We start from the raw sequence: 13038 nt of genomic DNA on the forward strand, positions 1-13038 counted from the left end.
CACAAAAAACCTGCGCATTTGATGATGGCAGGTTTTTTTAGTGCGATAGAGTAGGGCAGACTAGCCTAAATCGCATTTTTGATTCACATCGGCCAGTGCCTCATCGATAATCTTTTGGCTGACGCCTTTTTTACGCAGTTTTTCGATAAATAGCACATCATCAGCCAAAGTATAATCAGAATTATCGCGGTCAAGCCCTTGGCGGATATACAGACGAATCAAACCTTGGATACGATCAAATCCATGATCTTGGGCAGTTACCTCCAGATGCTTGATGATTTCTTCAGATAAGCGCAAATGCACAGGGCGCATGATGGTCTGCGGATGGTCAGAATAGCGATTCTTGATGCGTGGTGGAAGCATGAGTATCCTTTTTTAGTTGGGTCGGCTTGATCTATCAAGCGCGAATAAAGCGATATGAGCGATTATACCACGATGACGATGACTGTCAAATCCCGATGATCTTTTGCTGAGCGATCATAGACAAGCAAAAGCCCTTAGCTTGTGACTAAGGGCTTTTTTAATATGGCTCCCCAACCTGGGCTCGAACCAGGGACACACGGATTAACAGTCCGATGCTCTACCGACTGAGCTATTGGGGAATGTCGGTATCTTTCGCTGTATGCTCAAGATGGTGCGTATTATAGCAGGTTATTTTGACCTGTCAACACTTTTTTGATAAATTTTCAAAAAATAATCGAAAATTTCCATCAAATACGCATAAAATAAAAAACCAAAGTACCGCTGTGAAGGGGTGACCATGAACCGTGAAGTTCAAGGCGGATAAGGGTAATGCTCATTACGGCTTCCTGATTCATCACAAGGATGCAGGCCTGCTCAACAGAAACATTGAACCCAAATCCTAATATAAGATTATCGGCTCAGGAATACGCTTCACTGGCGAGTACTTCAGAAACTTTATTATACCAAATTGAGCAAATTTTTCAAGTTGATTGAATGGATAATGACTGCTATCTTATAAAGCAACTGTTTGATTTTAATTAATTTTTTATCAATTTATTGCTTGAAGGTACAAAAATGCCCATCGAAGTCGATGGGCATTTGATTAAGAAGCGATTATTTGATTTTTGCTTCTTTGAATAGAACGTGCTGGCGAACTTTTGGATCAAATTTTTTGATTTCCATTTTGCCAGGCATAGTACGCTTGTTCTTAGTGGTGGTGTAGAAATAACCAGTACCAGCAGTAGAAACTAGTTTAATTTTATCTCTCATGATCGTATCCTTTAACTAATGGTATGTGGGGTCAAATTAGATTTTTTGACCTTGGGCGCGTAGGTCAGCAAGCACTTTGTCGATGCCATGCTTGTCAATGATACGCATACCTTTAGATGAAACGCGTAGACGAACAAAACGGTTCTCAGACTCTACCCAAAAACGATGGTTGTGTAGGTTTGGAAGGAAACGACGGCGAGTTTTGTTGTTCGCGTGTGATACATTGTTACCCACTTGTGGGCGTTTTCCAGTCACTTGACAGACTCGAGACATGGTGAACTCCTAATCTTAGCGGCACGGATATTGAGCGGTATCAGGTGTGCCAGTCACAGCTTTGGTGCTTATTTATTTGTGGTATGGACACGGCACAAATAAAGTGTGACTTCTTATGGTTAGGCCACTCTTTGCTTACCGTTAAAGGCGACGACAATCAAGAAGTAGCAGAAAAAATTAAAGCCCGAATTATACACGAAATACAATCACTTGACAAGTGTTTTCAAGTTGATGATTGCAAGTTTGCGGGCAGATAAACTTAACTCAAACTTTTGGGCTCAGCGCCAATGTCGGCATCCCAAAGCCATGCCAGCCATAATGCATAAAGTTGCGGATATTGGCATGGTCAATGCCATCAGGCGTGGCTAATACCGATTGGTAATGTTCGGCAAATAGCGATAGGGTGTCGATTTGATTAAGACCGTGTAGCTTGGCTAGGCTAAATACTTTGGCACTGCCTTCATTGGTGCCAGCTGGATTAACGACTTCACCATTACTGAATTCGACTGGTGTGTAGTGATAATTGGCTTCGATAAAAGCAATCACATCGGCAAATTTAAGACTGCCATTGGCAACGCCAGCCAGTAGGCGGGACATGTCTGTTGTACGCATAGGGCACCTATTAGCGGTTAAAGTAGTCATCATCATCAAATGATGGTGGTGCAAAGTTACCGCCTTGTTCTAGGTGGCTCATGTGCATTTGCATTGAGCGTTCGTGCTGAATGCGTTGATAGATTTCTTCACGGTGTACAGCGATGTCTTTTGGGGCGTTGACGCCAAGACGGACTTGGTTGCCTTTGACGCCTAGGACAGTCACGCTGACTTCATCACCAATCATTAGGGTTTCGCCGACACGGCGGGTTAGGATTAGCATAAGATACTCCTTAGATACACATCAACTCAATCGTTATTGTTAGCCTTGATATCCGTTTTATCAATTGAGTTGATCGGTGGGCGGGCTGTATAAATTTTGCCCATAAAAATGCCTAATGCGATATTATAATCTGCATTAGGCATCTTGTCAGTAATTTTTCTGTCGATTTCGTTGTATTTTGTTTAACAAAATCTTTGAAAAATTCAATCTATGCTGATGGTGGTTGTTTATAGACCAGCAACTTTACTTTCGCCATCTTCACGATCCAGACCAAAGGCGGTATGTAGCTCTTTGACCGCTTTTTCTAGGTGCTGTTCTTGGATTAGGACAGATACCTTGATTTCGCTGGTTGAGATCATTTGTAGGTTGATGTTGTTGCTTGCTAGGGTGTCAAACATTTTGCTTGCCACACCTGCGTGCGAACGCATACCAACGCCCACGATAGAGACCTTGACCACATCGTCAGCGCCAAACACTTCGGTTGCACCGATGTCATCTTTGACACGCTCGTTTAGGATTTTTAGAGTTTTGTCAAAGTCGCCACGCTGTACGGTGAAGCTAAAATCGGTATAGCCTTCTTGTGAAGCGTTTTGGATGATCATATCGATTTCGATATTGGCAGAGCTCACTGGGCTTAGGATGGCCGATGCGATACCAGGGCGGTCAGGCACGCCACGCACGACGATTTTTGCTTCATCGCGGTTAAATGCGATACCAGAAATAACTGCACGTTCCATATCGTCTCCTTCATCAATCGTGATAAGTGTGCCTACATTTTGTTTAAAGTTATCATCAAAAACACCATCTGCATTATCATCAAAGCTTGATAAGACACGCAGTGGCACTTGGTATTTACCTGCAAATTCCACAGAGCGGATTTGTAGGACTTTTGAGCCTAGGCTCGCCATTTCGATCATCTCTTCAAAAGTGATTTTTGAGAGTTTTTTGGCTTTTGAAGTGACTCGTGGATCGGTGGTATAAACGCCATCGACATCGGTGTAAATTTGGCATTCATCGGCTTTTAGGGCAGCAGCCAAGGCAACGCCAGTGGTATCTGAGCCACCACGGCCCAGAGTGGTGACATCACCATGCTCATTGATACCTTGGAAACCTGCAACAACCACAACACGGCCTGCGTTCAGTTCGTTCATGATGGCATCAGTATCGATGCTTTGGATACGAGCCTTGGTATGGGTATCATCCGTGCGAATGGCAACTTGACCACCGGTCATTGATTTGGCTTCAACACCGATGCTTTGTAGTGCCATCGATAGTAAAGAGATAGAAACCTGTTCGCCTGTGCAGACCATTTGATCATATTCGCGTGGGCTTGGGTCGGTGGTAATTTCACGAGCCAAACCGATCAGTCGGTTTGTTTCACCACTCATCGCCGAGACAACGACGACGACTTGATGACCATTATCGTGCCAGCGTTTGACACGCTGAGCGACATTTTTGATGCGGGTGATGTTGCCCATCGAAGTCCCGCCGTATTTTTGTACGATTAGTGCCATTTATAGTTGCCTTGTAAAACACCCGAGTACGGGCTTGTCGTCAAGTGTTTGGCATCAAATGATGGTCATCTGATGCATTTACACTCATGAAATTGCCAATCCATCAGGCAAATCCCAAGGACAATCCATCGTCTGCGATATTTTGCCACAAAATTGGGTATTTGCTTGTATGGCTTTGGGATAAGCTTATGCCAAATCGGCAGTAAGCTTGGTTTGTAATGCTTCTAAGACAGCAGCCAATTTGTCTGACTTTGGTGCACCGCCTTGAGCGTAGTCAGGCTTGCCGCCGCCTTTACCACCAAGCTCGGAAGCTAGATGGCGAATGATGTCGCCTGCTTTGACTTTGTCTTGAGCACCTTTGGCGACGCTGGCAGTGATGGCCAGGTCATCGGTTTCGCCGACAATCACGATGATGCCATTGGTCAGACGAGATTTGAGCGTATCAGTCAGACCACGAATGCTCTTACCATCGATGCCGGCAACTTTGGCAATCAGTAGCTGATACTCACCAATGCTGATTGCTTGATCTAGTAGGCTGACTGCTTGTAGGCTTGCCAGTTTTTGGCTTAGCTGTTCTAGCTGTTTTTCTAGCTCGCGTTGCTTCTCGCTTTGGCTTGTGATGCGTGGCAAGATTTCATTGCGTTTGGCTTTTAGGTTGTTTGCCAAGGTTGCCAAAGTGCGTTCACCAGCTTGGATATAGCGTAGTGCACCCATGCCTGTCAAGGCTTCGATACGGCGTACACCAGCTGCGATACCGCTTTCGGAGGTGATCTTGAACATACCGATATCGCCTGTGCGTAGTACATGGATACCGCCACACAGCTCGATAGAAAATGGTGTTTTGTCTGCTTTTTCGCCCATGGTTAGGACGCGGACTGTTTCACCGTATTTTTCACCAAACAGTGCCATCGCACCTTTTTTCATCGCACTGTCGATGTCCATGTGCTCAATGCTGACAGTGGTGTTCTTTTGGATTTGTTCATTGACCAAGCGTTCCACTTGAGCCAGTTCCTCTACTGAGATACTGCCATCATAAGAGAAGTCAAAGCGTAGCACTTCGCTTGAGACCAATGAGCCTTTTTGAGCGACGCCATCACCAAGCACGGTGCGTAGAGCAGCGTGTAGTAGGTGGGTCGCTGAGTGGTTCTTGGCAGATGCAGCACGCACATCATCGATGACTTGGGCTGCGGCAGCTTGTTTGCTGGTGATTTGACCCATTTTTACGGTGCCATGATGAATGATGGCTTGACCTGATTTTTTGGTATCTTCGACGGCAAATACACCTGACTCGGTGCTGATTTCACCAGTTTCGCCAACCTGACCACCGCCTTCGGCATAAAATGGGGTTGCAGTCAGGACGATGACACCGGTATCACCTTCGGCAAGTGTATCCACTTCTTTACCATCTTGGTATAGGCCAACGATGGTGGTGTCAGCAGCCAAGCTGTCATAACCCAAAAACTGTGTCGGGGTATCAACCTTAATGGCGGCAGAATAATCCACATCAAATTTACCAGCATCACGAGCGCGTTCACGCTGTGCCTGCATATGCGTCTCAAAGCCTGCTTCATCGACGCCAATCTCACGCTCACGAGCGATGTCTGCGGTCAAATCGACAGGGAAACCATAAGTATCATACAGCTTGAACACAGTTTCGCCATCCAGCGTATCGCCGTTATTGAGTTTTTCAAGCTCGCCTGAGAGTAGGCGTAGGCCTTGAGCAAGGGTTTTGGCAAATTGCTCTTCTTCTTTTTGGATGACGGCTTGAATTTCGGCCAGTTTTTCATTCAGCTGTGGGTAGGCTGCACCCATCTCGATCGCTAGTGCTGGTACCATTTGATAGAAGAATGCACCTTCTGCGCCCAGTTTGTTGCCATGACGCACGGCACGGCGGATGATGCGGCGTAGCACATAACCACGGCCTTCATTACTTGGACGGACGCCATCCGCGATCAAGAATGATACCGCGCGGATGTGGTCAGCGATGACTTTAAGTGATGGCTGATCTTGGTTTTCGATACCAAGTAGCTTGGCAGCGGCATTCATCAGATTGACAAATAGATCGACTTCATAGTTACCATGAACACCTTGCATGATGGCACTGATACGCTCAAGACCCATGCCAGTATCCACCGATGGCTTTGGCAATGGTTCCATCGTGCCGTCTTTTTGGCGGTTGAACTGCATAAAGACGCAGTTCCACACTTCGATGTAGCGATCGCCATCTTCTTCAGGCGTGCCAGGTAGACCACCTTCGATATGGTCGCCATGATCATAAAAAATCTCAGTACAAGGGCCACACGGACCAGTGTCGCCCATCATCCAGAAGTTATCCGACTGATATTCGCCGCCTTTATTATCACCGATACGGATGATGCGTTCAGGTGCAAGCCCGATGTCTTTGTGCCAAATGTCAAAGGCTTCATCATCGGTCTGATAGATGGTGACATACAGGCGATCTTTTGGTAAGGCAAGCCAGTCTTCTGAAGTTAAAAACTCCCACGCAAAAGCGATGGCATTTGCCTTGAAATAATCACCGAATGAAAAGTTGCCAAGCATCTCAAAGAATGTATGATGGCGAGCGGTATAGCCGACATTGTCAAGGTCATTGTGCTTACCGCCAGCGCGTACGCATTTTTGGGAAGTCACGGCACGCACATAGTCGCGTTTTTCAAGACCTAAGAAAGTGTCTTTAAATTGGTTCATCCCTGCGTTGGTAAATAGCAAGGTTGGGTCATTGTGTGGAATTAGGCTTGATGATGGCACATGAGTGTGATTTTTACTCACAAAAAAATCAATAAACGCTTGACGAACTTGGCTAAGCTGCATGGTTTTCATAAAAAATCCTTGGCCGATGATGGCGAAGTTTGGGTCATAATAATCAAATCAATCTGTTGGCTTGGTGCTAAAATAGTCTGCCAAAAACGCCTAATTTTAGCATAAAAATTGGTAAATAACAGGCAATTCATTCAAAATTACTCAAATTTTTGATTAAACAATCAAACCCACAAAAAATTTATGGAAATTTTTGCAAAAGTACTTAACATTTTGGCAAAAAAGGTGTATAAATATAGTATTCCACACAATCAATGGGGTGTTAAGATGAATTTTCCATTATTCAGTGCTATTTTTTCGATTGCCTTTACAGTGATTATTGGTATTTTGATGATTATCGCTTTTGTGACTGGTTTTGATAAGGCCATGCACATCGTCGGTGCGGTGGTTATCGGTGCGGTGATTAGCTTGCCTGTCGCTTTGGTCGTGACCAAAAAAATCAGTGCCTTGACTGGTGGCCCAAATCGCGCACCTAAAGCTTAATGATAGATGGTTGACTGACATTTGGTTTAACTATTTTTAATGGCCATAAAAAATCACCACCCGATTGGATGGTGATTTTTTTTGAAGGATTATTTTAGGTAGTCCTTTAATGCGTGGCTGCTGCGTATTAGTTACCTAGCAAAATTAGTTCACTTGTTAATCTATCAATGTCATAAGAACTGTCTTTTATACGAGTTGAAAGCAGGCTTATCAAATCATATATGCAAATCTCTTTAACTTTGATATTATCATAATCATTGATTTCTCGAGTTTTTCCACGAGTTATAATCCACACTTGGCGTTTTTTATTTTCAATTTTGAACATTTTTGATGTGGAGCTGCCATCAATTTTTAGAACATCAACAGTTAATTGTTCTTTTTGATTTAGTTTGTTGATGTAGTTTTCGATTTGGTCTTTTTTGAAATCTGTAAAATTAACATTGAGTGTACAATCATACATTACAATTAAATTTTCAATTGTAAAAATACCATCGGCTTTGCCTGCCTGTTTTTTTCTATCAAATTGATAAGCTGAATGGATGCCAAGTAGTCTGAGTATTAGATGGGTTGCATCTTCAAAGTCCCCTGAGTCATTTATTTTGTCAATAGTGCTTAGACTATCTACAATTTGTTTTTGATAATCAAGATAGCTTGCAGAATGAACATGGCTTGCTGGAATCTCGTGCTCATTTGCTTTGTTCAATAAAGTGATTCTATTTGCGTATCGCTTATCATCCTTATCGTATGGAGTAAATTCAACTTCCAAACCTGCAGATAACTCTTCAAAGGCAACATCTTGGAAATTTTTAGATGTAAAATAATAATCTTTTTGCCCATCGGTTGAAGCTATAAATCCATAGTAGCTGTTATCATCATTGTTTTTTGATGGAAAAATAGATTTAATACTACTTCTCATAAAGCAACTCCTTGAAATATGTCCTTGCCATCAACTACTAGAAGGATTTGATGGCAAAGATCTGATTTTATAAATATTATCACAAGTATTCTTTTAATGCACGGGCTTGATCGGCGGCATTGCCTGTGTAGGTCGCAGGCGTCATCTCGGCCAGACGCTGACGGTCTGCGTCAGGTACGGTCGCAAGCTCATCACCACCCACAAAATTCACCATCATCTCACGAGTCATCGCCTGACCACGGGTTAGGGCTTTTAGCTTTTCATAAGGTTTTTCGACATTATAACGACGCATCACGGTTTGGATTGGCTCGGCTAGCACTTCTTGAGCATTATCCAAATCTTCAAGTAGGCGGTCAGCATTGAGCTCAAGCTTGCCGATACCTTTTAGGCAGGCATCAAATGCAATCAAGCTTTGGGCAAAACCAACACCCATATTGCGAAGTACTGTCGAGTCAGTCAAATCACGCTGCCAGCGGCTGATAGGTAATTTTTCGCCCAAGTGTGCAAGTACAGCGTTGGCGATGCCTAGGTTACCTTCTGAATTTTCAAAATCAATTGGATTGACTTTGTGTGGCATGGTCGATGAACCCACTTCGCCTTCTTTTAGTTTTTGTTTGAAATAACCCAGTGAAATGTAGCCCCATACATCACGGTTAAAGTCAATCAAGATGGTGTTAAAACGACGCAGGGCATCAAACATCTCTGCCATGTAGTCGTGCGGTTCAATCTGTGTAGTATATGGGTTAAAGGTCAGACCTAGGCTTTCTACAAACGCTTGTGAGTGTTTTGGCCAGTCAATGTTTGGATAAGCAGATAGATGAGCGTTGTAGTTACCGACAGCACCATTAATTTTACCTAACAATTCTACTGCTTTGAACTGCTGAATTTGGCGATGTAGGCGATAAGCGACATTCGCCATCTCTTTGCCTAGCGTGGTTGGGCTTGCGGTTTGACCATGGGTGCGTGATAGCATCGGCTGGTCGGCGTGCTTATCTGCCAAAGCGGCGATTTCATCGATGGTTTTTTGCATACTTGCCACAAGGACATCACGGCCTGATTTGAGCATCAATGCGTGAGATAGGTTGTTGATATCTTCTGAAGTGCACGCAAAATGGATAAACTCGCCTGCATTGGCAAGCTCTGCGATGTCAGCAATTTGTTCTTTTAAGAAATATTCCACCGCTTTGACATCGTGGTTGGTGGTGCGTTCGATTTCTTTGATGCGTTCGGCATCAGTTTCTGAAAAGTTTGCCACAATCGCATCAAGGCGAGCGTTGGTCTCGGCCGAAAATGGGGCGATTTCGCTGATTTGTGGGTGATTGGCTAGGGCTTGTAGCCAACGAACTTCCACAGTGACACGAGCGTGAATCAGGCCAAATTCAGACAGATAAGGGCGAAGTGCATCGACTTTTGATGCATAGCGGCCATCAAGTGGTGATAGGGCGGTCAGGGTAGATAGGGTCATGAATAATCCTTAAAATCATCAAGAAAAAGGGCTTGGCGTATTATAACAAAAGTTTACACAGTTTTGGGAATTTGTGGTCAAAAAGTGCTTGTGTTGCACAAATTTTATGAATGGTGAACAAGTTTGACTTAGTTGTCAGGGTTTGATAAGGTAAATATATGATAAATAAAATCAAGGAGATGCGTCATGAAACTTGAGTATCATTTGACAGTTGGGGAGCTGAATCGATATTTCGCCCGTAAATTTGATTGGCTAATCATGGTGATGGTAATCTGTGCGATTGTGGTAGGCGTGCAGTCCATCAATCAAGGTTCGGGATTTGCTTGGGTTGGGGTGGGCGTATTGACTCTGACTATGGTCATGGTGTATGCGTTAATCATTGGCTTGTTGTCGTTTTGGTGCAAGCCTGCAGTGATTGAAATCACTGATACTGGCATTCAAGAGACGATGAGCGGCAAGACTAAGCAGTGGGCGTGGCATAAGGTGGGTGATTTTGCACTCGATGAGCGGTATTTGACCATTAAGCTTGGTGTATCTATTGCCATCATACCGATTGAGCAAGTTGGCGTAGTATCGGCGATGGATTTTTATGAACGCATTTATCAGCAAAAACGCTTAAAGTTTTAGTGAATTGATATGATACAAAGCAAAAAGACGGCTCATAACCGTCTTTTTATTGATGATAGCTCATTAGCCAATATTAACATTGCAGCCATCAATCACGCCGCCACCTAGACACACATCACCATCATAAAACACGACAGATTGCCCAAGCGTAACGGCACGCTGCGGCTCATCAAATACCACACGCACTTTATCGCCATCGTGATACAAGGTGCAAGCTTGGTCAGGCTGACGATAGCGAGTTTTGGCGGTCAGTTTCGCCCCATCAGCAGGCGGTGCAACCACCCAGTCTAGCTTATAAGCGGTCAGCTCAGTGGACATTAGATAGGGATGCTCATGTCCTTGACCGACGATTAGACGATTATTATCAAGGTCTTTGTGCAAGACAAACCACGGCTCTTCGGGGCGACCTGATACGCCACCGATACCGATACCGCCACGCTGACCGATGGTGTAGTACATCAGACCATCGTGTTTGCCAATACATACACCATCATCGGTATAGATGTCGCCTTGCTTGGCAGGTAGATAAGTTTGTAAAAAGTCTTTGAATTTACGCTCACCAATAAAGCAAATGCCCGTACTGTCCTTTTTCTTGGCAGTGGCAAGTTCGTATTTCTCGGCGATGGCACGCACGGCAGGTTTCTCAAGCTCACCCACAGGAAACAGCGTTTTGGCGATTTTGTCGCCACCAACAGCGTGTAAAAAATAGCTTTGGTCTTTATTGCCATCTAGTCCACGAAGTAGCTGTGCCTTGCCATCTACTGCAAAGCTGCGGCGGGTATAATGCCCTGTGGCGATAAAATCCGCACCCAAAGTCAAAGCATAATCCAAAAAGGCTTTGAATTTCACTTCTTTATTGCACAAAATATCAGGATTTGGCGTGCGACCTGCACTGTATTCTGCCAAAAAATGCTCAAATACTCTGTCCCAATATTCCATCGCAAAATTGGCGGTGTGTAGCTTGATGCCGATTTTGTCAGCGACCGCTTGAGCATCTGCCAAGTCTTCTAAGGCGGTGCAATACTCGGTGCCGTCGTCTTCTTCCCAGTTTTTCATAAATAAGCCTTCCACGGCAAAGCCTGCTTCTTTGAGCAGTACCGCAGAAACGGAAGAATCAACACCGCCAGACATACCGACGATGACTTTGATGTCTTTGGGTTCTTTACCAAGTGATTTGGCGACATCGGTTAGAGTGAATGGTGTGGTCATAGTTGTTCTTAAATTGATAAAAATGAATGATTTATTATAGCAAATTTAGCCAGTTATTTTGTGTTATAATTGAATAATTCAAGATTTTTAAGGAATTATCATGCTAAGAATTGGTCAGGGCTTGGATGTACACGCATTTACCGATGGCGATTTTGTGACGCTTGGTGGTATCCAAATTCCCCATACGCATGGCATCAAGGCGCATTCAGACGGTGATGTGCTGCTTCATGCTTTGTGCGATGCACTTTTGGGTGCGTTGGCACTTGGTGATATTGGTATGCATTTTCCTGATACTGATGACGCCTATAAAGGGGCGGATAGCAAGGTTTTGCTTGCTCATGTGTATGACTTGGTCAAATCAAAGGGCTACGATCTCATTAATGCTGATATGACGGTGATTTGTGAAGCACCTAAACTATCACCGCACAATCTTGCCATGCGTGACTGTATCGCAGGCGTGCTAGGTGTGAGTGTGGATTGTATCAGCATCAAAGCCACCACCAACGAAAAAATGGGTTATTTGGGGCGAAAAGAAGGGATTTTTGCCAGTAGTGTGGTGCTACTTCAAAAGATGAATGGATAAAAAGGTTTAATATGAGTCATCAAAACCCTGCGTTACTATTGATAGATTTACAACAAGGCTTTTCTGATGAAACACATTGGGGTGGTAATCGTAACAATCCTAATACCGAACAAATCTGCTTAAAATTATTGGCCCATTGGCGAACGCATAAGCTACCAATTTTTCATATACGCCATCACTCCACTGAAGCTGATTCACCGTTAAATCCAAAACACGTAGGCTTTGCCTTTATACCAGCGACAGCACCGATGGCAAATGAATGCGTGATTGATAAGATGGTAAATAGTGCGTTTATCGGTACAGATTTACAAAGCTTGTTAAATCATGCAGGTATTGATACACTTGTTTTGGTGGGATTGACAACCAATCACTGCGTATCCACCACCGCACGCATGGCGGGTAACTTGGGTTTTACTACTTTTGTGGTATCGGACGGCACGGCGACTTTTGATAGAATTGGAGCAAATGGCGAACGCTTTGACAGCCAGCTTGTGCATGACATCAGCCTTGCCAATTTGCACGGTGAATTTGCCACTGTATTGAAAAGCGATGAGATTTTGGCGATGATTGGTGATTAACTGACCAAATATTTGACTTAGCTCAAGCAATATCACAAATCCACCTTTAAAAATCCGCCAACAAGCCTTATAATAGCCAAAAGTTTATTTATCTCAATCAAGGAAAAATCCATGACCGACATCAATCCACAAATCAAAGAATTGATCGAAAACCAAATCAAAGACCATGCTGTACTACTGTACATGAAAGGCACACCACAGTTCCCACAATGTGGCTTTTCTGCTCGTGCGGTAGAAGTATTGACCCAAATCGGTCGTCCATTTGCGTTCGTCAATATCCTAGAAAATCCTGATATTCGTAGTACCTTGCCACTGATTGCCAACTGGCCAACTTTCCCACAACTGTGGGTTAATGGTGAGCTGATTGGTGGTAGCGACATTATCCTACAAATGTACCAATCAGGCGAGCTTAAGCCATTGATCGAAGAGCATACACAAGCGGTGTAAT

14 protein-coding genes, 1 tRNA gene, 1 other RNA gene and 1 pseudogene are annotated in these 13038 nt (G+C 44.0%); 5 read left to right on the forward strand and 12 right to left on the reverse strand.

From position 1 onward, the window contains the following. Positions 1–60: 60 nt before the first annotated feature. From B0681_RS00400 to alaS, 9 genes and pseudogenes are all read right to left on the reverse strand, one after another. On the reverse strand, positions 61–363 hold the full coding sequence (locus tag B0681_RS00400) for a CopG family transcriptional regulator (RefSeq protein ID WP_078316781.1): 303 nt from the start codon (positions 361–363) through the stop codon (positions 61–63). A gap of 163 nt (positions 364–526) precedes the next feature. Beyond that, a tRNA-Asn gene (locus B0681_RS00405) sits at positions 527–602 on the reverse strand. Between the two features lie 124 nt (positions 603–726). Continuing rightward, a non-coding RNA gene (gene ssrS, locus B0681_RS00410) (6S RNA) lies at positions 727–919 on the reverse strand. 158 nt (positions 920–1077) lie between these two features. Then, on the reverse strand, positions 1078–1233 hold the full coding sequence (gene rpmG / locus B0681_RS00415; protein ID WP_078253122.1) for a 50S ribosomal protein L33: 156 nt from the start codon (positions 1231–1233) through the stop codon (positions 1078–1080). A gap of 36 nt (positions 1234–1269) precedes the next feature. Further along, a complete protein-coding gene (rpmB, locus tag B0681_RS00420; protein ID WP_076554403.1) occupies positions 1270–1506 on the reverse strand; it encodes a 50S ribosomal protein L28 in 237 nt (78 codons plus the stop codon). Between the two features lie 264 nt (positions 1507–1770). Further along, on the reverse strand, positions 1771–2118 hold the full coding sequence (locus B0681_RS00425; RefSeq protein WP_078316782.1) for a HopJ type III effector protein: 348 nt from the start codon (positions 2116–2118) through the stop codon (positions 1771–1773). Positions 2119–2212: 94 nt separating this feature from the next. Further along, positions 2213–2380: pseudogene (gene csrA / locus B0681_RS00430) on the reverse strand (carbon storage regulator CsrA); the annotation flags it as partial. Positions 2381–2607: 227 nt separating this feature from the next. Continuing rightward, a complete protein-coding gene (locus B0681_RS00435) occupies positions 2608–3894 on the reverse strand; it encodes an aspartate kinase (protein ID WP_078316783.1) in 1287 nt (428 codons plus the stop codon). A 186-nt stretch (positions 3895–4080) separates the two neighbouring features. Next, the gene (gene alaS, locus B0681_RS00440) at positions 4081–6732 is read right to left on the reverse strand and encodes an alanine--tRNA ligase (protein WP_078316784.1); all 2652 of its coding nucleotides are present in this window, start codon (positions 6730–6732) and stop codon (positions 4081–4083) included. A gap of 264 nt (positions 6733–6996) precedes the next feature. On the opposite strand from alaS, the gene B0681_RS00445 reads away from it, so the two are divergent. Then, positions 6997–7212 (forward strand): hypothetical protein, encoded by a 216-nt coding sequence (locus B0681_RS00445; RefSeq protein ID WP_078317197.1) that lies wholly within the window; start codon positions 6997–6999, stop codon positions 7210–7212. A 127-nt stretch (positions 7213–7339) separates the two neighbouring features. On the opposite strand, the gene B0681_RS00450 is transcribed toward B0681_RS00445, so the two are convergent. Together B0681_RS00450 and purB are read right to left on the reverse strand one after the other, a co-directional pair. Next, positions 7340–8128 carry a cold-shock protein gene (locus B0681_RS00450; RefSeq protein WP_078316785.1) on the reverse strand — a complete coding sequence of 263 codons (789 nt, stop codon included), beginning with the start codon at positions 8126–8128 and terminating at the stop codon, positions 7340–7342. Positions 8129–8207: 79 nt separating this feature from the next. Next, positions 8208–9593, reverse strand: coding sequence for an adenylosuccinate lyase (gene purB, locus B0681_RS00455; protein ID WP_078316786.1), 1386 nt, complete (start codon positions 9591–9593; stop codon positions 8208–8210). Between the two features lie 186 nt (positions 9594–9779). Between purB and B0681_RS00460 the strand changes: the two genes are divergently transcribed. Continuing rightward, positions 9780–10220, forward strand: a complete 441-nt coding sequence (locus tag B0681_RS00460) for a hypothetical protein (protein ID WP_078316787.1) — start codon at positions 9780–9782, stop codon at positions 10218–10220. A gap of 63 nt (positions 10221–10283) precedes the next feature. Here the strand turns inward: B0681_RS00460 and mnmA are convergent, their stop codons facing one another. Further along, positions 10284–11429 carry a tRNA 2-thiouridine(34) synthase MnmA gene (mnmA, locus tag B0681_RS00465; protein WP_078316788.1) on the reverse strand — a complete coding sequence of 382 codons (1146 nt, stop codon included), beginning with the start codon at positions 11427–11429 and terminating at the stop codon, positions 10284–10286. Between the two features lie 100 nt (positions 11430–11529). Here mnmA and ispF point away from each other — a divergent pair, with 100 nt between their 5' ends. From ispF to grxD, 3 genes are all read left to right on the forward strand, one after another. Then, positions 11530–12012, forward strand: coding sequence for a 2-C-methyl-D-erythritol 2,4-cyclodiphosphate synthase (ispF, locus tag B0681_RS00470; RefSeq protein ID WP_078316789.1), 483 nt, complete (start codon positions 11530–11532; stop codon positions 12010–12012). An 11-nt stretch (positions 12013–12023) separates the two neighbouring features. Next, positions 12024–12590 (forward strand): cysteine hydrolase family protein, encoded by a 567-nt coding sequence (locus tag B0681_RS00475; protein WP_078316790.1) that lies wholly within the window; start codon positions 12024–12026, stop codon positions 12588–12590. A 111-nt stretch (positions 12591–12701) separates the two neighbouring features. Further along, complete coding sequence (grxD, locus tag B0681_RS00480) at positions 12702–13037, forward strand: Grx4 family monothiol glutaredoxin (protein ID WP_078316791.1); 336 nt, start codon at positions 12702–12704, stop codon at positions 13035–13037. Position 13038: the final 1 nt, after the last annotated feature.

It is taken from the genome of Moraxella porci DSM 25326 (assembly GCF_002014855.1).
In the GTDB taxonomy this organism is placed as follows: domain Bacteria; phylum Pseudomonadota; class Gammaproteobacteria; order Pseudomonadales; family Moraxellaceae; genus Moraxella; species Moraxella porci.